Source organism: Sulfitobacter sp. 1A12056, from assembly GCF_043558125.1.
Lineage (GTDB): Bacteria > Pseudomonadota > Alphaproteobacteria > Rhodobacterales > Rhodobacteraceae > Sulfitobacter > Sulfitobacter faviae.
The window spans coordinates 312,715-336,739 of record NZ_JBIFFY010000002.1; the positions used below are offsets into that span (position 1 = coordinate 312,715).

The 24,025-nt window shown below is 61.5% G+C and carries 21 protein-coding genes; 11 read left to right on the plus strand and 10 right to left on the minus strand.

The features are described from left to right. Positions 1–6: 6 nt before the first annotated feature. From ACGYLD_RS05855 to cysQ, 5 genes are read right to left on the minus strand one after another with little or no spacing between them, the layout of a single operon-like run. Positions 7–1,212 carry a glycosyltransferase family 1 protein gene (locus ACGYLD_RS05855; RefSeq protein ID WP_271692628.1) on the minus strand — a complete coding sequence of 402 codons (1,206 nt, stop codon included), beginning with the start codon at positions 1,210–1,212 and terminating at the stop codon, positions 7–9. Positions 1,213–1,229: 17 nt separating this feature from the next. Beyond that, positions 1,230–2,123 (minus strand): UTP--glucose-1-phosphate uridylyltransferase GalU, encoded by an 894-nt coding sequence (gene galU, locus ACGYLD_RS05860; protein ID WP_271692629.1) that lies wholly within the window; start codon positions 2,121–2,123, stop codon positions 1,230–1,232. A gap of 60 nt (positions 2,124–2,183) precedes the next feature. Then, entirely contained in the window at positions 2,184–3,461 is a 1,278-nt protein-coding gene (locus ACGYLD_RS05865) for a glycosyltransferase family 2 protein (RefSeq protein WP_394401627.1), read from the minus strand. Next, a complete protein-coding gene (locus ACGYLD_RS05870) occupies positions 3,458–4,258 on the minus strand; it encodes a 3-deoxy-manno-octulosonate cytidylyltransferase (protein ID WP_271692631.1) in 801 nt (266 codons plus the stop codon). Before ACGYLD_RS05870 ends, ACGYLD_RS05865 begins: the two co-directional genes overlap by 4 nt. After that, positions 4,258–5,055 (minus strand): 3'(2'),5'-bisphosphate nucleotidase CysQ, encoded by a 798-nt coding sequence (gene cysQ / locus ACGYLD_RS05875; RefSeq protein ID WP_394401630.1) that lies wholly within the window; start codon positions 5,053–5,055, stop codon positions 4,258–4,260. Before cysQ ends, ACGYLD_RS05870 begins: the two co-directional genes overlap by 1 nt. Before the next feature lie 116 nt (positions 5,056–5,171). Here cysQ and ACGYLD_RS05880 point away from each other — a divergent pair, with 116 nt between their 5' ends. After that, entirely contained in the window at positions 5,172–5,996 is an 825-nt protein-coding gene (locus ACGYLD_RS05880) for an ABC transporter permease (RefSeq protein WP_067264256.1), read from the plus strand. Between the two features lie 179 nt (positions 5,997–6,175). Continuing rightward, the gene (locus tag ACGYLD_RS05885; protein ID WP_394401633.1) at positions 6,176–6,601 is read left to right on the plus strand and encodes a hypothetical protein; all 426 of its coding nucleotides are present in this window, start codon (positions 6,176–6,178) and stop codon (positions 6,599–6,601) included. Between the two features lie 51 nt (positions 6,602–6,652). Here the strand turns inward: ACGYLD_RS05885 and ACGYLD_RS05890 are convergent, their stop codons facing one another. Next, complete coding sequence (locus ACGYLD_RS05890; protein WP_271692635.1) at positions 6,653–7,255, minus strand: alpha-ketoglutarate-dependent dioxygenase AlkB; 603 nt, start codon at positions 7,253–7,255, stop codon at positions 6,653–6,655. A gap of 207 nt (positions 7,256–7,462) precedes the next feature. Here ACGYLD_RS05890 and dnaK point away from each other — a divergent pair, with 207 nt between their 5' ends. From dnaK to radC, 3 genes are all read left to right on the plus strand, one after another. Then, positions 7,463–9,385: a molecular chaperone DnaK gene (dnaK, locus tag ACGYLD_RS05895; RefSeq protein WP_271688593.1), complete on the plus strand. Its 1,923-nt coding sequence runs from the start codon at positions 7,463–7,465 to the stop codon at positions 9,383–9,385. Positions 9,386–9,467: 82 nt separating this feature from the next. Next, positions 9,468–10,616 carry a molecular chaperone DnaJ gene (dnaJ, locus tag ACGYLD_RS05900; protein WP_067264268.1) on the plus strand — a complete coding sequence of 383 codons (1,149 nt, stop codon included), beginning with the start codon at positions 9,468–9,470 and terminating at the stop codon, positions 10,614–10,616. A 108-nt stretch (positions 10,617–10,724) separates the two neighbouring features. Further along, the gene (radC, locus tag ACGYLD_RS05905) at positions 10,725–11,486 is read left to right on the plus strand and encodes a DNA repair protein RadC (RefSeq protein WP_271692636.1); all 762 of its coding nucleotides are present in this window, start codon (positions 10,725–10,727) and stop codon (positions 11,484–11,486) included. Positions 11,487–11,496: 10 nt separating this feature from the next. On the opposite strand, the gene ACGYLD_RS05910 is transcribed toward radC, so the two are convergent. The 3 genes from ACGYLD_RS05910 to secA all read right to left on the minus strand — a co-directional run bounded on the left by ACGYLD_RS05910 (position 11,497) and on the right by secA (position 16,852). Then, positions 11,497–13,056 carry a phosphate ABC transporter substrate-binding/OmpA family protein gene (locus ACGYLD_RS05910; RefSeq protein WP_394401636.1) on the minus strand — a complete coding sequence of 520 codons (1,560 nt, stop codon included), beginning with the start codon at positions 13,054–13,056 and terminating at the stop codon, positions 11,497–11,499. A 19-nt stretch (positions 13,057–13,075) separates the two neighbouring features. Beyond that, positions 13,076–14,047, minus strand: coding sequence for a hypothetical protein (locus ACGYLD_RS05915; RefSeq protein WP_271692638.1), 972 nt, complete (start codon positions 14,045–14,047; stop codon positions 13,076–13,078). A 102-nt stretch (positions 14,048–14,149) separates the two neighbouring features. Then, positions 14,150–16,852, minus strand: a complete 2,703-nt coding sequence (gene secA, locus ACGYLD_RS05920) for a preprotein translocase subunit SecA (protein WP_394401639.1) — start codon at positions 16,850–16,852, stop codon at positions 14,150–14,152. A 173-nt stretch (positions 16,853–17,025) separates the two neighbouring features. Between secA and ACGYLD_RS05925 the strand changes: the two genes are divergently transcribed. The 6 genes from ACGYLD_RS05925 to ACGYLD_RS05950 all read left to right on the plus strand — a co-directional run bounded on the left by ACGYLD_RS05925 (position 17,026) and on the right by ACGYLD_RS05950 (position 21,547). Then, entirely contained in the window at positions 17,026–17,874 is an 849-nt protein-coding gene (locus ACGYLD_RS05925; protein WP_271692640.1) for a peptidylprolyl isomerase, read from the plus strand. A gap of 3 nt (positions 17,875–17,877) precedes the next feature. Next, positions 17,878–19,104, plus strand: a complete 1,227-nt coding sequence (gene argJ / locus ACGYLD_RS05930) for a bifunctional glutamate N-acetyltransferase/amino-acid acetyltransferase ArgJ (RefSeq protein ID WP_271692641.1) — start codon at positions 17,878–17,880, stop codon at positions 19,102–19,104. Positions 19,105–19,108: 4 nt separating this feature from the next. Continuing rightward, complete coding sequence (gene mutT, locus ACGYLD_RS05935; RefSeq protein ID WP_067264286.1) at positions 19,109–19,507, plus strand: 8-oxo-dGTP diphosphatase MutT; 399 nt, start codon at positions 19,109–19,111, stop codon at positions 19,505–19,507. Positions 19,508–19,624: 117 nt separating this feature from the next. After that, positions 19,625–19,747 carry a hypothetical protein gene (locus tag ACGYLD_RS05940; protein WP_271688600.1) on the plus strand — a complete coding sequence of 41 codons (123 nt, stop codon included), beginning with the start codon at positions 19,625–19,627 and terminating at the stop codon, positions 19,745–19,747. A gap of 79 nt (positions 19,748–19,826) precedes the next feature. Beyond that, positions 19,827–20,744 carry a diacylglycerol kinase family protein gene (locus ACGYLD_RS05945; RefSeq protein WP_271692642.1) on the plus strand — a complete coding sequence of 306 codons (918 nt, stop codon included), beginning with the start codon at positions 19,827–19,829 and terminating at the stop codon, positions 20,742–20,744. After that, entirely contained in the window at positions 20,741–21,547 is an 807-nt protein-coding gene (locus tag ACGYLD_RS05950) for a metallophosphoesterase (protein ID WP_271692643.1), read from the plus strand. The genes ACGYLD_RS05945 and ACGYLD_RS05950 overlap by 4 nt, the downstream gene beginning before the upstream one ends. Before the next feature lie 9 nt (positions 21,548–21,556). On the opposite strand, the gene infB is transcribed toward ACGYLD_RS05950, so the two are convergent. Next, a complete protein-coding gene (gene infB, locus ACGYLD_RS05955; RefSeq protein ID WP_271692644.1) occupies positions 21,557–24,025 on the minus strand; it encodes a translation initiation factor IF-2 in 2,469 nt (822 codons plus the stop codon).

A 24,025-nucleotide genomic window follows, 5' to 3' on the forward strand; every position in this document is an offset into this window, starting at 1 on the left:
GCGCTATCACGTCGACTTTAACACTGTCTTGAAGTGTTCGGCCCATGTTGGCGCGATAAAAGTCGTCGCTGGGCGCGGGTCTGGCACAGATGCGGCCCATTCTTCGATTATTCTGATCCATGAATAGGGTTCGCTCAGGGGCGCGTAAACGGCTTTGTCGCCCAAGACCTCATGCAAGACCGGCAAATCGTTGCATAAAACACGCGTTCCAAGGCTCAGCGCCTCTGCCGGGGGCAGGCCAAACCCCTCTGCATGGCTGGGGAAAAGCATCCCCGCCGCGCCCTGCACCATTGCTGCGAGAGCTTTATCGCTGAGGCCCGGCAGCTCTCGCACAGAACCATTGGGTGGCAGCCGACCTAGCCGGTCAAAGACCGCGCTGTTGTTCCACCCCCGCGCGCCGCAAACCAGCAAAAGCGGCGCGTCCGGGTCCATCTGCTGCCAGAGGTCCAGCAAGAAACCATGGTTCTTGCGCGGCTCGATTGTGCCCACAACGACGAAATAGGGACGGTTTGGCGGCAGGCCCGCAGACAATTCACCAGCATCGGGGTCGGGCAGGTCGACCCCCAGATGTGCGACCACGGAGGGCGGTATCCGCCCCCGCATCTGCGCCTCGCTGCGCTGCCGCGTGTCTTGTGAGTTGTAAATCACCAGATCGGCCTGCGCGCTCACCCGGTCGATCTTGGCCCGAAACGGCGCGACAGTGCCGGGGCGTTGATAGGCGGGATATTCCAATGGGATCACGTCATGGATCAGAACGGCACTTCGCCCCCGCGCCTGTTTCACGGCGCCCAAAACCCGATCCGTCAGATTGCTGTGCCCGACATTCAGATAGGCAAAACCCGGCGGCAGATGCCGCGCAAGCATCGCGGGCAACCCGGCCGGAACGCAGCGCGCGACCGCCAAACGCCGCAAGTCGCTTTCCGCCCGGCTGAGCGACACAGTACGCCCCCGCGGCAGACGCGAAAGCAGATCCGCCCGCCCCCAAGGAACGCGCCCCGCAAGCCGATCCTGAAAGCCCCGCATCCCACCGTGGTCCAGCAGAACATAGCCCAAAGCGGTGCGCGCTACTCCAAAAAGCGGCGCGTCCTCTGTCAAAAGATGTGAGAGATAGGCCAGTTCGACCCGATCCACCCCCGTCGCGCCCCGCCCAACCCGACGCAGACTGCGCGTCAGGTCCAACAGCCGCGTGGGGAAAGACTGAGGCTTTTCCAAGGGCCCGCTTCTTGCCCCTACTGCGCCGCCCGGTCGATCTGGGAAATGCTTTGCAGATAGGCCGAAAGATCGTCGCGCAATTCTTCACGGGCAAGGCCGAAGGCCACTGTCGCTTGCAGAAAGCCCGCTTTTGAGCCGCAATCGAACCGCTGCCCGCGGAAACGGAAGCCATAGACATCGCGGTCTTGCTCAATCTCTTGTGCGATCGCATCGGTCAATTGAATTTCACCGCCCGAGCCGGATTTCAGCTTGTTCAGGTTCTTCAAAACGGTCGGCGCCAGAATATAGCGCCCGATCACCGCGAGGTTCGATGGTGCTTCGTCGACGGCAGGCTTCTCAACCATACCGTTGACCTTCACCAAATCGCTGCGTTCTTCGCTGGTATCGAGAATGCCGTAAGAGGATGTGCGGGAAGGCTCCACCTCCATCGCGGCGACCATGCTGCCGCCGGTTTCTTCATAGGCCTCGACCATCTGTTGAAGACAAGGTTTTTCCGCCGCGATCACGTCATCCGGCAGCATAACGGCAAAGGGCTCATTGCCGATCAAACGGCGCGCGCACCAGACCGCATGGCCAAGGCCCAGCGCCTTGTGCTGGCGGATATAGGCGATTGCGCCACTGTCCATATTGGTGCTTTGCAGCGTCTCCAGAAGCTCGGTCTTGCCCTTTTTGCGCAACTCCTGCTCAAGCTGCGGGGCGTGATCGAAGTAATCCTCCAGCGCGCCTTTGCCGCGTGAGGTTACGAAGATGAACTCTTTGATCCCGGCGGCGCGCGCCTCGTCGATTGCATATTGAACCAAGGGCCGGTCGACGAGGGTCATAATCTCTTTCGGCACCGATTTGGTGGCGGGCAGAAAGCGTGTCCCCATGCCTGCAACCGGGAAAATCGCTTTTGTAACCTTCTTGCGCATTTTAATCCTTACCACTTATTCGAAATATACAGAACGCCACGGTCAATCCACCTGCGCTTCCTATCGGCGACAATCCTCGCCGAAACCGCGCTGTCTGGCAACTCGCTTAACTTCCCTTTGCAGCCTGTCGAGGCGACGAGTTAAGCGGAAAACCGCGTCATCCCGTGTGGACTTTCCGTATATTCCACCTGTTTGCAGCCAGATAGCGTAGGCCGGATCAAAGGCAACGCGATGATAAAGCGCCGTCGGCGAAAGGTTGATCAGGGTCACGATCTCACCCGATAATGCCCGTTTTGCAGCCTTTGCCCGGTCTCGCGCCAGATTAATAGGCCGGGTGAACATGGCCACGCTGCGCCGGGCACGGGCCGGAAAAGGGCGGAAAGCGCTGTCGGCCTTCTCAGGCAGGGAGACGCTGGCGATGGGGCGTTCCACCCCTTCGGCGTGTCCATCATCCAACCTGCGCAGCAACCTTGGCACATCACGTGGCTCTAACCCGCCGCTTATCAGATGGCGCAGCAGACGGCGGCGCTCTTGGGCGCGCAGATGCGCCCAATGGGCGGCACGGTCCTGCGCGGGCAGATGTTTGCGATGGAACACGGCCCAGCTTGCCCCGATATCGAAAAGATCGCGCGGCACGCGGTTGGCGCTTCGCATGGCGTTGGCGGCGAAACCGTGATGGACCTCGGCCAGTGGCACGATTGCCGTGGCATGGCCCGCCCGCGCCAGCCGCATATTCAGATCGGTCTCATCAAGATAGTAGTGAAAGGCCGGGTCAAAGCCGCCCATTTCCACCAAGACTTCGCGCCAAAAGGCCATATTGGTGCCTTCGGTCTTGATTGCCCCCCCGGGCGAAGGGTGCAGGATGCTCGGAGTTTCAGGGTCGACATCGAGCGTTTCCGGCTCTCCGAGACCATTCAACCGGCGCGCACGATATTGGAACGAGATGCCGTTTCGCCCCCGGATGAAGCCGGTCATCGCCGCGACCTCTGGCCGTTGCGCAGGCTCCAGTAGGTGGCGCAGCCATTGCGGCTCCGGCACCGCGTCATCGTCGATAAAGGCCACGACCTCCCCCGCGGCCTCGGCAATCCCAAGGTTGCGCGCGGCAGAGATATTCGGCCTGTCGAAAGGGACCAGTTTCAACGCCCCGGCGAAATGCATGGCACGGGCCACGGCAATCCCGGCAGGATCGGCCACGATGATGACTTCGAAAGGGGTATATTGAAGCTGTTCTACCCCCGTCAGGCAGCGCCGCAATGCTTCGGGCCGATTCCGGCTGACGATCACGATGCTGACAGGCACGCCGCTTTCGAGCGTGGCACTGACGGGGGTGGGGGTCATTCCAGACCCATTTTCGCCATCATGGCTTCGAGCTTTGGCACGTCTTCGGGGTTGTTCAACTCCCAAAACTCGCGCCCCTTGGCCTCGACCTTCGCACAGAGTACGGCGCGGCCATTTTCAAGAAAACGCAACTGCTCCAACCCTTCCAACTGCTCCAAGGGGCCGACGGGCCAGCTTGGGTATTGGGCCAGTGCATCGGGGCGGTAGGCATAGACGCCGACGTGGTGGAAGACCGGGGTCATATCCGTCTCTGCGTAGGGCTTTCCGGTATAGGGAACGACCTCTTTCGAGAAGTAGAGCGCTTGATTATCGGCGCCGAAAACCGCCGTGGTCCCCCCCACGCGGCCCGCTTTGCGGTCGGCCAGAAGACTGTTCAGCGTGGCCCCGTCGCAGCGCAGAACCGGGGTGGCGATCTCGGCCTCGGGGTTGTCTGTCAACCCCTGCACCAGCCCTTCGACAAACCAATGCGGCGTCAGCGGGGCGTCACCTTGCAGGTTCACCACGATGTCATAGCCCCCACCCAATGCGGCATGGGCCTCGGCACAGCGTTCGGTGCCGTTGGCGCAGCTTTCCGAGGTCATCACGACCTCGGCGCCGAAGCCTTCGGCGGCCTCCCGAATGCGGTCATCGTCGGTGGCCACCACCACGCGGTCGACGCCCGACACTGCGCTGGCGGCCCGCCAACTGCGTTCGATCAGGGTCTGTTTCTGGCCCGACGCCCCGGTGAGGGCCACCAGCGGCTTGCCGGGATAGCGGGTGGAGGCATAGCGGGCGGGAATGACGATCAGGACCGACATCAGCCCGCCTTCAACTCAACGCCCGGGGCATGGGCGATGAAGAAAGGGTTCGCGAAATCTTCTTTGCCGTAGGTCAGGGGCGAGAGGTCATCGAAGCGCACCACCGCGCCGCCTGCCCCGTTCAGCACCGCATGGCCCGCGGCAGTGTCCCACTCCATCGTGCGGCCAAGACGCGGGTAGAGATCGGCCTCTCCGGTCGCGACGAGACAGAATTTCAGCGACGACCCCGCCGAGGTCATGTCCCGCACGGCGTATTTGCCGATATAATCATCGGTCGCCTGATCGCGGTGGGATTTGGAGGCGACGACCATCAGGGCCGCATTGTCGGGGTTAGAGACCGAAATCGCTTTGGTTTCCCCCACCTGCCCCTTGTCGAATGCGCCGGCCTCTTCGACCGACTGGCCGTCGGCTTGGGTAAAGAACATCCGGGCTTTGGCGGGGGCATAGACCACGCCGCGCGTCGGCACGCCGCCTTCGACCAGCGCGATGTTCACCGTGAAATCCCCGCGGCGGTGGACGAACTCTTTGGTGCCATCCAGCGGATCGACGATGAGAAAGGTATCGCCTTTAGCGGAATGGGTCGCAGCCTGCTCTTCGGTCACCAACATGACATCGGAGAAAGCCGCGCGGAGTCCGTCGGAAATGATCGCATCGGCGGCTTCGTCGGCGGCGGTAACGGGGCTGTCGTCGGATTTCGATTTCACCTCGAAATCGTCCTGACCGTAGATCTCCATGATCTTGTCCCCGGCTTCCAATGCCAGCCGCCGCATTTCCGCGACCAGTTTCTCGTAATCCATTTTGCCTCCGGCCCTGCGGGCTGTCGTTGCTTCAATTTACTGTTTCCCTTATGCTGCGGAGCTAACGGAACAGCAAGAATTCCGTGCCACGCTAGGGCTTCGTCAAGGACGCGCGCATGTTCCAGTCTTCCAGAAAGCCGAAATCCGGCATCGGTTCTGCCCTCGCCATCGCGGAACTGGTCTACCATTCCGTGGTGCGCAACGTACGCAAACAGCACAACAATGCCTTCATCGCCATCGCGATGAACATGCTGCAAACGGTGATGTTCGTACTGGCCTTCTATGTGATGTTTTCGATCCTCGGGATGCGCGGCTCTGCCGTGCGCGGAGACTTCCTCATCTATCTGATGTCGGGGATTTTCCTCTACCTCACCCATGTGAAGGCTCTGGGCGCGGTCGCGGGGTCTGAGGGACCGGCAAGCCCGATGATGCAGCACGCCCCGATGAACACGATCATCGCCATCGCATCGGCGGCAGTGGGCTCGCTCTATATCCAAGTGCTGTCGCTCTTCGTGATCCTGTTCATCTATCATGTGGCAGTCACCCCGATCACCATAGACCAGCCCTTTGCCGCTTTCGGGATGATGCTGACCGCGTGGTTTACAGGCTGCGCCCTCGGGCTGGTGATGCTGGCGATCAAACCGTGGTTTCCGTCCTTCGTGACGATTTTCTCTACCGTCTATCAACGCGCCAATATGATCGCCTCGGGGAAGATGTTCCTCGCCAACTCCCTGCCCGGCTATATGCTGGCGATGTTTGACTGGAACCCGCTGTTTCACAGCATCGACCAAGCGCGCGGCTTTGCCTTCATCAATTACAACCCGCGCTACACCAGTTGGGAATATCCGCTTTGGGTGGGTCTGGTGCTTTTGATGATTGGGCTGATGGGCGAATTCTATACCCGCCGCCATGCGTCGATCAGTTGGAACGCCCGGCGATGAGACTTCTGGCGCTCTTCCTCTGCCTTCGGGCATTACCTGTCTGGGCGACGCAGGATGCATGGCCCGCCCTGCATGACGTCAGCGGTGTCGGGGCGGATGATGTATTGAACATTCGCTAAGCCCCGAGTGCCAGCGCCCCGATCATCGGCAGCTTCGAGCCTGACGCCCAGAACATCGAAGTGATCCACCCCGATGACCATCGCGGCTGGGGCCTGGTAAATACGGCCGAAGGGAGCGGCTGGGTCTCTCTGCGTTTCCTTACCCGGCAAGCGGGCCAATGGGCCGGTGCGATACCACCCGTGGCCCATTGCGGCGGGACAGAGCCGTTTTGGTCTTTTGAGGTGACCGGCGAGACGTTGAGCTACGATGCCATGGCGGGCGGCGCACGCGATTACCGCATCACGCAGTCTGGCCCGGCGCAGGGGCGGCGTGACAGTTTTCACATGATCGCCGAGGGGCCGCAGGGCGCGGCCATCGCTACGCTTGCGGCGCGTGCCTGTAGCGATGGCATGTCGGATCGCGGCTATGGGCTAGCGGTCGACTTCCTTTTGCAGGGAAATGATGGCTGGCAACATCAGACAGGGTGTTGTTCGCTTAGCCACTGAAGCGACGGACTTTTTGAAAAAGTCCGTCTCCGTTTTCTTTCAAAGAAAACGTCACTCCACCACGCGCAGCGTCAAGTTGATCCGTCCGCCTTTGGGCAGCAATGTCGAGGTGCCGGGTTTGATCCGGTCCACGCCGTGATAGGTCAGCCGCGCGTCACCGCCCATCACCACCACATCGCCCGACTGCAGCCAGATCGATTCCGTCTTGCCCCCTCGGGTCAGGTTGCCGATCCGAAACAGCCCGTCATCGCCCAGAGAGACTGAGACGACCGGCCACTGAAAATCCGCCTCGTCCCGGTCTTGATGCAGCCCCATACGCGCATCGGCATCGTAGTAGTTGATCAGGCAGCATTCCGGGCGGCGCTCCAACTCGGTCAACTGATCCCAAATCGCCATAATCGGTGCCGGGATCTCGGGCCAAGGCTCACCGTCGGGATGTTCGGTGACGTAACGATACCCACGCCGATCCGAAAACCAGCCATAGCGCCCTGCCGCGCTCATCCGGACCGACATACGCCCGCCGCGCGGCACTTCGGGGCGAAAGAACGGCGCCTTGCGCACCACGCCGCGCACTGCCTCCAGCACCTCTTGCTGGGCCGCTCTTCCTAGAAATTCCTTGTGAATATCAAAGCCCCGGAGGCGCAAAGCAGTCATTTTTCGTTCTTCCTCACTCGTTTAGCAAAAACATCACGGAATCGCGACCATCCAGACCAGCCAATGGTTGCAGGGTGCAAATACCCTCCCTATATACGCTCCGAACCGTCGAAGGCACGTGGTCTTCGATGTCAACAGATCGGGGCAGGATGCCAAAACGGGTCCGCGCCTCGTGTCATCGCCTTAGATTCAAAGAGGGATCGAAACATGTCCAAAGTAATCGGTATTGACCTTGGCACCACCAACAGCTGTATCGCCATCATGGATGGCAGCCAGCCGCGTGTGATCGAAAACGCCGAAGGCGCGCGCACCACGCCGTCGATCGTCGCCTTCACCGACGACGAACGCCTTGTCGGCCAGCCGGCGAAACGCCAGGCGGTCACCAACCCCGAAAACACAGTCTTTGGCGTTAAGCGCCTGATCGGCCGCCGCAACGACGATGCGGACCTGGCCAAAGACAAAAAGAACATGCCGTTCAACGTCATCGACGGCGGCAACGGCGACGCATGGGTCGAAGCCAAGGGTGAGAAATACTCCCCAAGCCAAATCTCGGCCTTCATCCTCGGCAAGATGAAAGAAACCGCAGAAAGCTATCTGGGCGAGGAAGTCTCTCAGGCGGTTATCACCGTGCCTGCCTACTTCAACGACGCCCAGCGTCAGGCCACCAAAGATGCCGGCAAGATCGCCGGTCTCGAAGTGCTGCGCATCATCAACGAGCCGACAGCCGCCGCGCTGGCCTACGGTCTCGACAAAGAGAACACGCAAACCATCGCGGTCTATGACCTTGGCGGCGGTACATTCGACGTGACCATTCTTGAGATCGACGACGGCCTGTTCGAAGTGAAATCCACCAACGGCGACACCTTCCTCGGTGGTGAAGACTTTGACATGCGCATCGTGAACTACCTTGCGGAAGAGTTCAAAAAGGCCAACGGCGTTGACCTGACGCAAGACAAGATGGCGCTGCAGCGTCTGAAGGAAGCGGCAGAGAAGGCTAAGATCGAACTGTCCTCCTCCAGCCAGACCGAGATCAACCAGCCCTTCATCTCGATGGGCAAGGATGGCTCGCCGTTGCACATGGTCATGAAGCTGACCCGTGCCAAGCTGGAAAGCCTCGTTGGTGACCTGATCAAAGCCTCGATGAAGCCCTGCGCCGCCGCGCTGAAGGATGCCGGCCTGTCCGCGTCCGACATCGACGAAGTCGTGCTCGTGGGTGGTATGACCCGTATGCCGAAGGTGGCCGAAGAGGTCTCCAAATTCTTCGGCAAGGAGCCGCACAAGGGTGTGAACCCGGACGAAGTCGTGGCCCTTGGTGCCGCCATTCAGGCCGGTGTTCTGCAAGGCGACGTGAAGGACGTGGTCCTGCTCGACGTGACTCCGCTGTCTCTCGGTATCGAGACGCTCGGTGGTGTCTTCACCCGTCTGATCGACCGTAACACCACGATCCCGACGAAGAAGTCTCAGGTCTTCTCGACCGCCGAAGACAACCAGAACGCCGTGACCATCCGGGTCTTCCAAGGTGAGCGTGAGATGGCTGCCGACAACAAGATGCTCGGTGCCTTCAACCTTGAGAACATCCCGCCTGCGCCCCGCGGCATGCCGCAGATCGAAGTGACCTTCGACATTGACGCCAACGGCATCGTGTCGGTCGGCGCGCTCGACAAAGGCACCGGCAAGGAGCAGAAGATCACGATCCAAGCTTCGGGCGGTCTGTCGGATGCGGACATCGAACAGATGGTCAAGGACGCGGAAGAGAATGCCGAGGCGGACAAGTCCCGTCGCGAGCTGATCGAAGCGAAGAACCAGGCGGAATCGCTGATCCACTCGACCGAGAAGTCGCTGGAAGAGCATTCCGACAAGGTCGACCCGACCACCGTCGAGGCGATCGAACTGGCCATTGCCGCGCTGAAAGACGAGCTGGAAACAGACAACGCCGACAAGATCAAGAACGGCATCCAGAACGTCACCGAATCCGCCATGAAACTGGGCGAAGCCATCTATAAGGCCGCTCAGGAAGAGGGCGGCAGTGAGGACACGGCGCAGCCTTCGGATGCTCAGCAAGCCCAAGGTGGCGATGACGACATCCTTGATGCTGAGTTCGAAGATCTGGACGACGACAAGCGCGCGTAAGCGTGTGAAACGGAACCTGTGAAAGGGCCGGTCCGTCAGACGGGCCGGCCTATCACGTTCCAGCGCAGGAGCATGATAACCCATGGCAAAACGTGACTACTACGAGGTGCTTGGCGTTGCCAAAGGGGCCTCTGCCGACGAGATCAAGAAAGCCTATCGCCGCAAGGTGAAGGACCTCCACCCCGACCGCAACAAAGACAACCCCCAAGCCGAAGCCCAGTTCAAAGAAGTGGGCGAGGCTTATGACGTGCTCAAAGACGGTGACAAGAAAGCCGCCTATGATCGCTATGGCCACGCCGCCTTCGAAGGTGGCATGGGCGGCGGGCGTCCCGGCGGCGGTATGGGCGGCGGTCAGGGCGATTTCTCTTCGGCCTTTTCCGACGTCTTCGACGATCTTTTCGGTGACTTCATGGGCCAACGTGGCGGTGGCGGCGGACGCCGTGCCGCACGCGGGGCTGATTTGCGCTATAACCTGCGCATCTCGCTCGAAGATGCCTTTTCGGGCATGCAAAAGTCGATCACCGTCCCGGCCTCCGTCCAATGTGACGCCTGTGACGGCAGCGGTGCCGAAGGCGGCGCGGAACCTTCGACCTGCCCCACCTGTTCGGGCATGGGCAAGGTGCGTGCGCAGCAAGGTTTCTTTACCGTCGAGCGGACCTGCCCGACCTGTTCCGGCATGGGGCAGATCGTCAAGAATCCTTGCAAGAAATGCCGCGGCGCGGGCCGGGTTGAGAAAGAGCGCACGCTCTCGGTCAACATCCCCGCGGGCGTCGAAACCGGCACCCGCATCCGTCTCGCTGGCGAAGGCGAAGCGGGCATGCGTGGCGGGCCGTCCGGTGATCTCTACATCTTTATCGAGGTGGCCGATCACGAGTTGTTCGAACGCGACGGGCCGAACCTCTTCTGCCGTGTTCCGGTGTCGATGAGCACTGCCGCTCTGGGTGGCAATATCGAAGTGCCCACCATCGACGGGGGCCGTGGCCGCGTGCAGATCCCCGCGGGCAGCCAATCGGGCCGCCAGATGCGTCTGCGCGGCAAAGGCATGCCGCCGCTGCGTGGCGGTGGCGTGGGTGACATGATCATCGAACTGGCGGTCGAGACCCCGGTGAACCTGACCAATAGGCAGAAAGAACTGCTGCGGGAGTTCGAGGGCGAGGCCCAGAACAACAACCCCGAGAGCAGCAACTTCTTCTCTTCCGTCAAATCCTTCTGGGATTCGATGAAGGGTTAACCATTGGGGGGAGCCGTGGATGCGGCTCCCCTTTTTAGGCAGCGTGGTGAACGAAGTTTTAACCGTCCGTTAACCGAATAATAACCACTTTGGCGCGACACTCCGGGCATGACCCGTGCCCCGAGAACCTTGGCTGATCAGCCCCTCCCCTATCTGCTGGACGAAGCGCACAGCCCGCCGTCCAATACGGGCAAGCAACCTTCTTATATCGCGGATCACCGCCAACGCCTGCGCAGCCGTTTTATCGATGGCGGCGCGGCCGCCATGCCGGACTACGAGATGTTGGAGCTTGTCCTCTTCCGTGCCATCCCGCGCCGGGACGTAAAACCGCTGGCGCGCGAACTGCTCGACCGGTTCGGCGATTTCAACCGCGTCATTACCGCCCCCGCCGCCCGGCTGCGCGATGTCAAAGGGGTCGGTGAAGCGGTGATTGTCGAACTCAAGATCATTGAAGCCGCGGCACAGCGGCTAGCCCGAGCGAAGGTGCTGCAACGGCATATCGTTTCCTCATGGGACGCGCTGCTGGACTATTGCCACACCACCATGGCCCATCTGGAGATGGAGCAGTTTCGCGTCCTCTACCTCGACCGGAAAAACATCCTCATCGCCGATGAGGAACAGGCGAAGGGCACGGTGGACCATGTGCCGGTCTACCCGCGCGAGGTTGCCAAACGTGCGCTTGAGTTGAACGCCAGCGCGATCATCCTCGTGCATAATCACCCCTCGGGCGACCCCAGCCCGTCACGGTCCGACATTGACATGACCCGACAGGTCGCCGCCGCCTGTGACGCCTTGGGGCTGACCCTGCATGATCATCTGATCATCGGCAAATCGCGCGAGCTCAGCTTTCGCAGTGAGGGGCATCTATAGCGGGGTGCGGTTAGCGCACCCAAACCTCGACTCGCCGGTTTGCTTGACGGCCCCATTCGCTGTCGTCACAGGCAATCGGCATTGCCTCCCCAAAGGCATCGACCCGCAGATCAATGCGCGACAGATTGGCCGTGACCGCAGCCGCGCTGACCGCGCGCTGCACCGCTTCGGCCCGGCGCAAGGCGATTTCGCGGTTGGCCCGCGCGGCCCCCTCGCCATCGCTGAAGCCCACGAACATCAATCGCCGCGCATCATACTGCCCCTGTTCCAAGGCCCGCGCCAATTGCTGCACGTTGGACCGCGACTGCGCATCAAGCCGGATCGACCCCGCCTCGAAGCGGAAAGAGGTGGTGAGCCGCGCCATCGGCACCAGCGTCGCCGTCATGCGCTGCAACTCCTCTAGCGGGGTTTCGACCCCCGCCGTGATGATTGCATTGGCAAAGCGGTTGCCCTGTTCCTCAACCGGGATTTCCTCGGGCGTTTGATCTACGAAACCGGCCCGGCGGATCACGATCTGGGCCGAAGGGCCGCGGGTGAAGGCCAGAAACTCGCGCGTGATCAACGGCAAGCGCCGGGCGGGGAAATAGAGGAACATCGGCGCGGTCAGCGGGTAGTCTTCGGTTTTGATCGTGCGCCGTGCGGCATCCAGCGCAAAACCGCAGTTGCCGCCAAGGGTCAGCACCTCGGTCTCACCCTGTTCGGCATAGCTGGTGATTCCAAGGGCAAAAACATCCCGCGCGACCGCCTCGGCCAGCGCATCGGGCATGGCGTGGCGGGTGACATCGGCGCTCAGTTCCAGCCCGGCGGGGGTGAGCACCTGATCCACGATCGCTTGGCTCAACCCACTGTCGGCGGTGGGCAGATGCAACTCAATCGGTGCGTCCGGCCCGCCGAGGCGCTGCCAATTCTTGATCTCGCCCGAGAACACCCGCGCCAAGGTCAGCGGCGAGATTTGTTTGACCGGATTGGACGGGGCGACCACGGGCACCACCGCATCGAGCGCAAGAACCCGGCTGCGATTGGCTCCGGTCAGATCACCCAAGCCCGCCTCACGGGCATTGATCCGCTCCTCGCGGCGCACCTCGCGCAGGGCCATGACGACATCGGCCTCATCCGCCAGCAGATCAGCAAAGCCTTCGTTGGTATTGCTCGCCCGGAAATCGAACCGCGCGGCAAGCTTGCCGTCATCCTCACGCGAGAGCAGCAGCGCGAAGCGCCCGCTGTCCCCCTCTTCGCGGCTGACGGTATAGCCCTGCCGCGCGGCAAAGGCTTCGATCAGCGCGGGCATCAGCACCGCCCCCATGGTGGCGGAGCCCGAGAAGCGCACCTCGGCCACGAAATCCGCAAGGTTGGGGCAACCCGGCCCGGCGCAGGACACACCGCTGCTGTCGACGGTCAACTCGCCGTAGTCCGTCTCGACGCGGTAGAATTCGCCGTCGAACCCCAGCAGGGTGCCGCTGAGTTCGACGCTGCCATCGCGCGAGGTCAGTGCGATGTCCTGCGCCGCGGATGCGCCCGCCGTAAAAAGCAAAAGTGCGGCGCTGATCGCCGCACGTTTCAACCCGTTCATCTAGACCTACCCGGTTGCGTCAGTTCTGCGCGACTTTCAGGTCTTGGAGCAAATTATTCAACACCAGAAAGTTGCCGACCGCATCACAGTCCGGCACGGCGAGGGTCAGGTTCTGGGTTTTCACCGGATCATCGCCGCGCAGCTCCAGCGCCTGTGCTTCGATCTCAAGCCCGCAGTTCGCCTCGCTCACCTCGGCCTCAACACTAAGCGCGACATCGCCCTCCTGCGCCGTTTTGGCGACCGGGAAGCTATAGACTTCGGCTATCAGCGCCTCAGAAGCCTCAATGTCGCCATTGCGGGTCATGAAGCCCCCTTCGCCCAGCACCGCGGCGGTCATATCGCGCGGCGCACCGGACCAGACATGGCCCGCCTCACCGTAATCCGCGCCAAACTCGCGGGCGTGAAGCTCGAACCCTGCGGTGCCTTTCCATTGTAGCACGACGCGGTTGAAATCAGAGAGTTCAGGGACCGAAGTCTGCGCCACCGCGCCATCACCGTTGCCGAAAGCGAGGATGAAAACAGCCTCTTCCGCCAAGGCCGGGACGGTGACGGACAACTGCCCTTGGTCATCGGTCACTTCGGTAAAGATCATCCCGTTGTGGTGCACGGTCAGCCGCTCATTCGGCAGGCAGGCGGCATCGAGGGTGAGTTTCACCATCGCAGCGGCGACGGCATCCGCTTCGGCAATGATATCGCAGGCCGCGGGGATCGCGGCGCCGTGGCTTTCCGGGGCGGGCGGCAGGCTTTGAGGCGCTGCGGCCTTGACCACGCGGTCATCCAATGTCGGCAGCGCGATGGGGCTGTCGAGCGCGGCAGAGGTCAGGGTGATGCCTTCAACCTCAAGCAAGGCGCCATTGTCGGCCACCGGGCGCTGCGCCTCAGCCGCGCCATAGCGCTGCTGCGCGGTGTCGGAGCTTTGCATGACATAGCCAATGCCCGCCGCACAGGCCAGAGTGCCGACAGCTGTCAGAATTTCTTTCGTGCGCCACATGACAAGTCTCCTTCAACGGATTCGTTAGAGACTTTATGGGCGCGGATCAGGGCCGGGGTATGGCCCTGATCCGCCAAGTTATGGGCGAAAAGGTGACGCCGCTCAGGTGATCTGACCGTGGCAGTGTTTGAACTTCTTGCCAGAGCCGCAGGGGCAGGGATCGTTCCGGCCCGGGTTGCCCCATGTGGACGGATCGTTCTCGTCAAAGCCGGGGGCTGCGGCCTCCGCCTGTTCAGAGGCCTCATCCGCCGCCTCGCTCGCCGCAGCCTGCATGGCAGCTTGACGGGCGGCCATTTCTTGCATCATCTCGCGGCGCTGCTCTTCGCTCATCGGTTGGATTTGGCCCAGCTTTTGGGTCACGTCCTGCCGCAGACTGTCGAGCATCGTCTCGAACAATTGGAAGGCTTCGTTCTTATACTCGTTCAGCGGGTCGCGCTGCGCGTAGCTGCGGAAGCCCACGACCGAGCGCAGATGTTCAAGCGTCAGCAGGTGATCGCGCCATTTGGTGTCGATGGCCTGCAACAACAACTGTTTCTCGATGTTGCGCATGTTCTCTTCGCCAAAGGCCTCGGCCTTCTTGGCCATTAGCTCATCCGTGGCTTTCATTAGACGTTCGCGGATCACCTCATCATCCACGCCGTCCTCTTCGCACCATGCGATGATCGGCACGTCGACGTTCAACTGTTCGATCACCGCGGCATAGAAACCTTGGGTGTCCCACTGATCGGCATAGGTCTTGGGCGGCATATAGGTGTCGATCAGATCGTCGATCACCTGCTCGCGCATGTCGGTAACGATCTCATTGAGGTTGTCCGCCTCCATGATCTCGCGGCGCTGGCCAAAGATCACCTTGCGCTGCTCGTTCATCACGTCGTCGAACTTCAACAGCTGCTTGCGGATGTCGAAGTTGCGGCCCTCAACCTTGGCCTGCGCACGCTCCAGCGATTTGTTGACCCATGGGTGCACGATGGCTTCGCCATCTTTCAGGCCCAACGTCGTCAGCACTTTCTCAAGCCGTTCCGAACCGAAAATGCGCATCAGGTCATCTTCGAGCGACAGGAAGAAAGAGGTGCGGCCCGGGTCACCCTGACGGCCCGAACGGCCCCGCAACTGGTTGTCGATGCGGCGGCTCTCGTGACGCTCAGAGGCCAGAACGTAGAGACCACCGGCCTCCAGCACCTTCTGCTTTTCTTCGGCGTGCTGCGCTTCGATCTGGGCACGGATGTTGGCCGGGTCGGCCTCAGGATCGGCATCCAGCGCGTCGAGCACTTTCAACTCGACGTTGCCGCCCAACTGAATATCGGTGCCGCGGCCCGCCATGTTGGTGGCAATGGTCACCGCGCCCAGCTTGCCCGCTTCGGCGATGATCTGCGCCTCTTGCTCGTGCTGGCGGGCGTTGAGCACATTGTGCTCGATCCCGGCGGCAGTCAGCATGGCGCTGAGCTGTTCGGACTTTTCGATCGAAGTGGTGCCGACAAGGCAGGGCTGCCCCTTGGCATGGGCCTCTTTGACCCGTTCGATCATCGCCTCGTATTTCTCACGCGCGGTGCGATAGACGGCGTCGTCTTCGTCCACACGGGCGATTGGCACATTGGTCGGCACTTCGACCACGCCGAGGCCATAGATCTCGGCGAATTCTTCGGCTTCGGTCAGGGCCGTGCCGGTCATGCCGCCCAGTTTGTCGTATAGGCGGAAGTAGTTCTGGAAAGTGACGCTGGCGAGGGTCACGTTCTCGGGCTGGATGTCGACGCCTTCCTTGGCTTCGATCGCTTGGTGCAGACCGTCCGACAGGCGGCGGCCCGGCATCATGCGGCCCGTGAATTCGTCAATCAACGTCACCGCCCCATCGCGCACGATGTAGTCCTTGTCGCGCTGGAACAGCTTATGCGCGCGCAGACCTTGGTTGACGTGGTGCACGATTGTCGTGCTTTCGGGGTCGTAAAGGGTCATCCCCTCTTCGATCAGTTCCCGCGCGCGCAACTGCTCTTCGAGGAACTCATTGCCTTCGTCGGTGAAGGTGACGTTGCGGGTCTTCTCGTCCAGCTCGAAATGCTCTTCGGTGAGCGAGGGGATCAGCGCGTCGATGATCTGGTACATCTCGGAGCGGTCCTGCGAGGGGCCGGAGATGATCAGCGGCGTCCGCGCTTCGTCGATCAGGATACTGTCGACCTCGTCCACGATGGCAAAGTTATGGCCGCGTTGCAGCATGTCCGACAGGTTCGACTTCATATTGTCGCGCAGGTAGTCGAAGCCGAGTTCGTTGTTGGTGGCATAGGTGATGTCGCAGGCATAGGCCGCGCGCTTCTGGTCTTCGGGCATGCCGGAATAGGCGACGCCGGTGGTCAGCCCAAGCGCGGCAAAGACCTTGCCCATCCATTCGGCGTCACGTTTGGCAAGGTATTCGTTCACCGTCACCACATGCACGCCTTTATGCGTGAGCCCGTTAAGATAGGCCGCGAAGGTCGCGGTCAGGGTTTTGCCCTCACCGGTCTTTTGCTCGGCGATATTGCCCTGATGCAGGAAAATCCCGCCTAAAAGCTGGGTGTCGAAGGCGCGCAGGCCAAGGGTGCGGCGGGCCGCTTCGCGGCAGTTGGCAAAGGCTTCGGGCAACAGATCGTCAAGACTTTCGCCCGCATCGGCCCGTTTGGCCAACTCCTCGGTGCGCGTCTTGATCTCTTCGTCGCTCAGCTTTTCGAACTCAGGCTCCAGCGCGTTGATCCGAGCCACAAGCGGCCGGGTCGCCTTGATCTTCCGGTCGTTTGGCGTGCCAAAGACCTTTTTGGCGATTGTTCCGATACCCAGCATGTAATCTCCCGCCGAAGTTATGATGTCTTGCGCCGATCTGGTTGCCGAGCGCCATGGCAGCCCATAGATAGTGGATGAGCCCGCGCCTCTCAGCGCCATAAGGCGATGTAAGGGGCGTGCCATACACTGTCAATGTAGCAGCCCTGCTACGAAGGAAGCGATTGGACCCAACCATGCAAAAACCCCTCACATTTCTGTCGTCTTTGGCGCTTGCCGCCGCTGTGGCGCTGCCTGTGGCCGCCCAGGACGAACCGGGTCTCGACACGGTTGTTGCCACCGTCAACGACACTGAAATCACGCTCGGGCATATGATCGTCGCCCGCGCGAGCCTGCCCCAGCAGTACCAACAACTGCCCGAGGACGTGCTGTTCAAAGGTCTTCTGGACCAGCTTGTGCAACAGACGGCCCTCGCCGACAGCTTTACCGGCGAACTGCCGCCGCGCGTGACCCTGTCGCTCGAGAATGAGACCCGCTCGCTTACCGCCGGTGAGGCGATCGAAGGCGTCATGGCAGAGCCGGTCAGCGACGAAGAGCTGCAAGCGGCCTATGACGCGCAATACAGCGACGCAGAGCCTGAGCCCGAGTTCAACGCCTCGCATATCCTTGTTGAAACCAAGGAAGAAGCCGACGCGATCAAGGCAGAACTTGACGGTGGCGCGGACTTTGCCGAGCTTGCCAAAGAGAAATCGACCGGTCCCTCCGGCCCCGGTGGCGGCTCCTTGGGGTGGTTCGGCCCCGGCATGATGGTTCCTGCCTTTGAAGAGGCCGTCGCTGGCATGGAAGCCGGCAGCGTGTCGGAACCGGTGGAAACCCAGTTCGGCTGGCATGTCATCAAACTGAACGAGACGCGCACCGCCGAAGCCCCCGCACTGGAAGACGTGCGTGAAGAGCTGGAAACCCAAATCCGCCAGACCAAGGTGCAAGAGGCCATCGAAAGCCTGACCAACTCCGCCGAGGTGGACCGCAGCGCGGCCGAAGGCATCGACCCTTCCGTTCTCAACAACATCGAATGGCTGAACTAACTCATGGCTAAATCCCTGGCTGTCTCGCCGCTCGCCCCGGCCCGTTTTCCCGACCTGCCGGTTATCGACGGCGTGACTTTCGCCACCATCGCCGCGGGCGTGCGCTATCAAGGGCGCACCGATGTGATGTTGGCGAAACTGGTGCCGGGCAGCGCCGTGGCGGGGGCGTTCACACGTTCCGCCACCCGCGCGGCCCCGGTGCTGGACTGCCAGGCAAAAATTGGCGGCGCCTCGGACGAAGGCGCAGCCATTGTCGTGAACTCGGGCAACGCCAATGCCTTTACCGGGCGGGGCGGCACCGACGCGGTCGAGGCGATCACCGCCGCTGCTGCCGAAGCCTGCGGCGTGCCGCAAGCTCGGGTCTTCACCTCCTCCACGGGTGTCATCGGCGAACCCCTGCCGCATGAACGCATCACTGCCGTGCTGGGCGATTTGTACGATCAACTTGACCCTGCGGGCATCGAAGACGCCGCACGGGCCATCATGACGACGGATACCTTCCCGAAAGGGGCCAGCGCGACGGTCGAGATTGACGGCAAGACCGTCTCTATCGCAGGGATCGCCAAAGGCTCGGGCATGATCGCGCCCGATATGGCGACCATGCTGGTCTATATCTTTACCGATGCGGTACTCGCGACCGACGAATTGCAGCAACGCCTTTCGACCCATACCGAAACGACGTTCAACTGCATCACAGTGGACAGCGACACCTCCACCTCCGATGCGCTGATCATGGCCGCAACAGGCGCCTCCGGTGTCGATGTATCGGGCAATGAAGCCTTCGACGCGGCGCTGCGGGACGTGATGATGGACCTCGCGCATCAGGTCGTCAAAGACGGCGAAGGCGCGCAGAAATTCGTCGAAGTGGCCGTAACCGGTGCCTCCAACGATGACGAAGCCAAAATCCACGCCATGGCCATCGCCAACTCCCCCCTGATCAAAACCGCCATCGCGGGCGAAGACCCCAACTGGGGCCGCGTCGTCATGGCCATCGGGAAATCCGGGGCCGCAGCGGACCGTGACCGTCTGTCGATCCGTTTCGGCGATATCGAAGTCGCGCGCGACGGGTGGCGCAGCCCCGACTACTCCGAAGAGGATGCCGCCGCGCATATGAAGGGTCAGAACATCACCATCGGGGTCGATCTGGGCCTTGGCGAGGGGCAGTGCACCGTATGGACCTGTGACCTGACCCACGGCTATATCGACATCAACGCCGATTATCGGTCCTGACCAGATGAAGACAGTGCTGGTTTCCGCCGCGGCCTTGATCGACATCGATGGCCGCGTGCTTTTGACCCAACGCCCCGAAGGCAAGCCGATGGCGGGCCTTTGGGAGTTTCCGGGCGGCAAGATCGAACCCGGAGAGACGCCAGAGGCGGCGCTGATCCGCGAGTTGCATGAGGAACTGGGGATCGAGACATGGGAATCCTGTCTTGCCCCGCTGACCTTTGCCAGCCACAGCTACAGTGATTTCCACCTTCTGATGCCGCTGTTTGCCTGCCGCAAATGGGGCGGCACACCGGTTTCGCGCGAGGGGCAGACCCTGAAATGGGTGCGCCCGAACGAAATGCGCGCCTATCCGATGCCCGAGGCAGACGTGCCGCTCATATCAATATTGCGTGATTGGCTCTAGCGCAGAGTGGCAGAATTGCACTAGTGATCGCCAATCGCTCAGCATGTTGCGGATTTTTTAACCGAATGCGCACCATCCTGAGGCAGAGTTGTAACATCTGTATGAAAGGGTGCCGACATGTTGAGAACCATCGCAATCGGAAGTTCCATTTACGTTCAGGGTATCTTTGTAAAAATGTTGGCTGGCGGTCGCATGGCCGTTCAGGTCGACGGGAAGATTTTCGAAGGCAAGCCTGTTTGAAAATCCCATCGGAACGCCTATTGAGGTGAACAAATAGGCGTTCCACCGCGTTTTCCCCGAGCATTTGGCAGGGGAACTTATGTCATCGAAGCGCGCTATCGTCATTCTGAACCGCGGTTCAGGCCGTCAAGACGGTGACCAAGCCGAAAACACGATCCGATCCGCCTTTGCGCGGCATGGGATCACGGCGGAATTCATTCACATCGACAAACGCAACGACCCTGCCAGCGCCGCGCGGGAGGCGCTGTCTAGCGGCGAGGGGATCATCGCCGTCGCGGGCGGGGATGGCACAATCTCGGGCGCGTCCTCGGCGATGGTTGACCACGACCGTCCGCTCGGCATCATCCCGCAAGGCACCTTCAACTATTTCGCGCGGTCGATGGGCATTCCAGAGAACCTTGAAGAGGCGGTCGACGTCATCGCCGCTGGCGACAGCCGCCCGGTGCATGTGGCGACGATCAACGGTGAGACCTTTTTGAACAACGCCAGCATCGGGGCTTATCCCGCCATCCTCAAAACCCGCGAAGGCATCTACCGCCGTTGGGGACGCAGCCGGATCGCCGCCTATTGGTCGGTGATCAAAGCCTTGATGGATTTCCGCACCTCGCTCAAACTGACCATCGTGGTCGACGGGAAAGAGACCCAGCTGCGCACCCCGCTCGTTTTCGCGGTGAACAACGCGTTTCAACTGGATCAAATGGGGCTTGATGGGCAGGACTGCATCGCGCGCGGCGATATGGTGCTGCTGGTCGCCCCTGACACCTATCGTTTCGGCCTGCTGCGCCATGCGGTGGCGTTGGCGACAGGTCGCGCGAAACACCACACGGACTATGAAATGCTCTGCGGGTCCGAGATTGAGATACGCATGAAGCAGCGCAAACGCTATGTCGCGCGGGACGGGGAGATTGCGGTGATGCGCGGCCCGTATCGGCTCACCCACGCCAGTTCGCCCATCCATATCTTTGTGCCCTCCACGGCTGGAAAGGCCGTGCGATGAGCCGTTTGATCCATCTATCCGACCTGCACTTCGGCAAAGACCGCCCCGACCTATTGGTGCCGCTCCTAGAGGCGGTGAATGGCTATGACCCCGATCTAGTGATCATCTCGGGCGACCTGACCCAACGGGCGCGGGAAAAGGAATATCGCGCCGCGCGGGCCTTTATCGACAGGATCAACGCACCGGTGCTGAGCGTGCCGGGCAATCACGATATTCCGCTGCACCGCCCCTTTACCCGGTTTTTCGCCCCGTGGCGCTATTACCGGCGTTGGATCGATCACGACCTTACGCCGGTGCATGAGGGGGCGGATTTTGTCGCCGTGGGGATCAACACCGTCGACCGGTTCAAATGGCAGACCGGCAAACTGGGCCTGCGCCGTTTGGGCCGCGCCTGCCGCGCCCTGTCACGCGGGGGGGAAAAGACCCTGCGCATCGCCGTTTGCCACCATCCGCTGGATCACCCCAACGAGACTCACAAAAAGCCCATTCCCGGCGCGAAACGCGCGCTGAGACGGCTCTTGGACTGCGGCGCCGACTTGATCCTCTCGGGGCATCTGCACATCTGGCACGCAGGCACCTTTGCCCATCCAGCGCCTGAGCATGACGGTCATCTGGCAATCCAACTGCACGCGGGCACCAGCCTGTCTTCGCGCCAGCGGGGGGAGCCGAATGACTTCAACCTAATCGATATTTCGCCTCTGCACGTCAATCTGGCGCGGATCAGTTTCGACGACAGCAAAAAGGCCTTCACAAAAGCAGAGGCCCGGCAATTCGACCGGGCCTCTGGGGAATTCGTCTTGTAAGCACTCGGCTTAGGCCAAGGTGCGGGTCACTTCTTCGCGCTCGAAAATCTCGATCACATCGCCGGGGCGGATGTCTTCGTAGTTCTCGAATGCCATGCCGCATTCCTGACCGGACTGAACCTCGGGCACTTCGTCTTTGAAGCGCTTGAGCGTTTTCAGCGTGCCTTCGTGGATCACGACGTTGTCGCGCAGCAGACGCACACCGGCGCTGCGGCGGGCGACGCCCTCGGTGACCAGACAGCCTGCGACTTTGCCCACACCGGTAACCTTGAAAACTTCTTTGATATTGGCATAGCCAATGAAGTTCTCTTTGATCTCGGCACTCAGCAGGCCGCTTGCAGCCGCTTTGACGTCATCCACAAGGTCATAGATGACCGAATAGTAACGGATCTCAACGCCTTTCTGGTTGGCCGTGTTGCGGGCCGAGGCATTGGCACGCACGTTGAAGCCCATGATCGGCGCGCCGGAGGCTTCGGCAAGGCCGACATCCGTTTCGGTGATCGCGCCCACACCGGAGTGTAGAACCCGAACGCGGACTTCGTCGTTGCCGATTTTCTCCATCGCCTGAACGATCGCTTCGGCAGAACCTTGCACGTCGGCTTTGACCAAGATCGGCAGCTCGCTGACGTTCTCGTCCGCCTTGGCGTTGGCCATCAGCTGTTCCAGCGTCGTGGCGGCACCGGCAGCGGCGCGTTTGTCCTTGGCGGCCTGCGCACGATACTCGGCAATCTCACGGGCCTGCGCTTCGGTCTCAGTCACGTTCAGCACGTCACCGGCCTCGGGCGTGCCGTTGATGCCCAGCACCTCAACCGGCACCGAAGGCCCGGCTTCTTTGACGCGCTCGCCTTGGTCGTTGATCAGCGCACGAACCTTACCGTACTGCTCACCCACGACGAAGATATCGCCCTGACGCAGCGTGCCGTTCTGAACCAGCACAGTCGCCACAGGGCCGCGGCCCACGTCAAGCTGCGCTTCGATCACCGCACCCACGGCGGCCCGGTTCGGGTTCGCCTTGAGTTCGAGGATTTCCGACTGCAGCGCGATGGCTTCGAGCAGATCGTCCAGACCTTGGCCTGTCGCTGCCGAAACTTCGACGTCTTGCACATCGCCCGACATCTTCTCGACGATGACTTCGTGCTGAAGCAGATCGGTACGGACCTTGTCGGCATTGGCGGCGGGTTTGTCGATCTTGTTGATCGCCACGATCATCGGCACCTTGGCCGCCTTCGCATGGGCAATCGCTTCGATCGTCTGCGGCATCACGGCGTCATCCGCCGCGACCACCAGAACCACGATATCCGTGACCTGAGCCCCGCGCGAACGCATGGAGGTGAAGGCCGCGTGACCCGGCGTGTCGAGGAAGGACAGCACGGTGCCGTTGTCGGTTTTCACCTGATAGGCGCCGATGTGCTGGGTGATGCCACCGGCTTCGCCCGCCACAACCTTGGCGTTGCGGATCGCGTCCAGAAGCGAGGTTTTGCCGTGGTCGACGTGGCCCATGATCGTGATGACCGGGGGACGCGATTGCAGATCCTTCGGATCGTCCTCGACCTCTTTGATGACATCTTCGACGTCGGCGTCGGAAACGCGCACCACTTTGTGGCCGAATTCCTCGATGATCAGCTCGGCTGTATCGGCATCAATGGTTTCGTTCTGGGTCACCATCAGGCCGTTTTGCATCAGCGCCTTGACCACCGCGCCGGTCTTCTCGGCCATACGGTTGGCAAGTTCTGAGACCACGATGGCGGGCGGCAGTTGCACGTCGCGCACGATCTTTTCACGCTCGACCTGACCACCCATTGCCTTTTGACGGGCACGTTCCTGCTTGCGTTTCATTTGCGCCATGGAACGCTGGCGGCCACCTTCGCCACCGGCAAGCGCCTGATTGACGGTCAGCTTGCCCGCGCGGCGGCTGTCGCCACCTTTACTGCGCTTCTTGCTGTCGTCACGGTCACGGTCGGTGGTTTTGCGCGGTGTCGCGGCGGGCGCAGGTTTGTTGCCCGGCTCGCGTGCAGCGGCAGGTTCAGGCGCGGGGGCAGCAGCAGCCGCTTCGGCCTCTGCCTTGCGACGGGCGTCTTCCTCGGCCTTGGCTTTAAGGCTTTCTTCGCGCTCACGCTCTTCGCGTTCCTTGGCCTCAATCTCGGCCCGGCGACGCTCACGCTCTTCGGCGCGGGCTTTTTCCTCGGCTTCACGCTGCGCGGCTTCCTCGGCCTCACGGGCCTTGGCGGCCTGAACGGCCTTCAGACGGCGCTCCATCTCGGCATCGGTGATGCCTGCGGGGCGCTTCTTGGGATCGCCAATCGGCCCGGCGCCCGGACCTGTTGATTTCTGGCCACCCGGTTTGGGCACCACAACACGCTTGCGCTTGGTTTCGACCACAACGTTTTTGGTACGCCCGTGGCTAAAGCTTTGCTTTACGTTCCCCGGACGTGCGCCACCGCGCAGACCCAATGTTTTCTTGCCGTCACTATCGCTCAT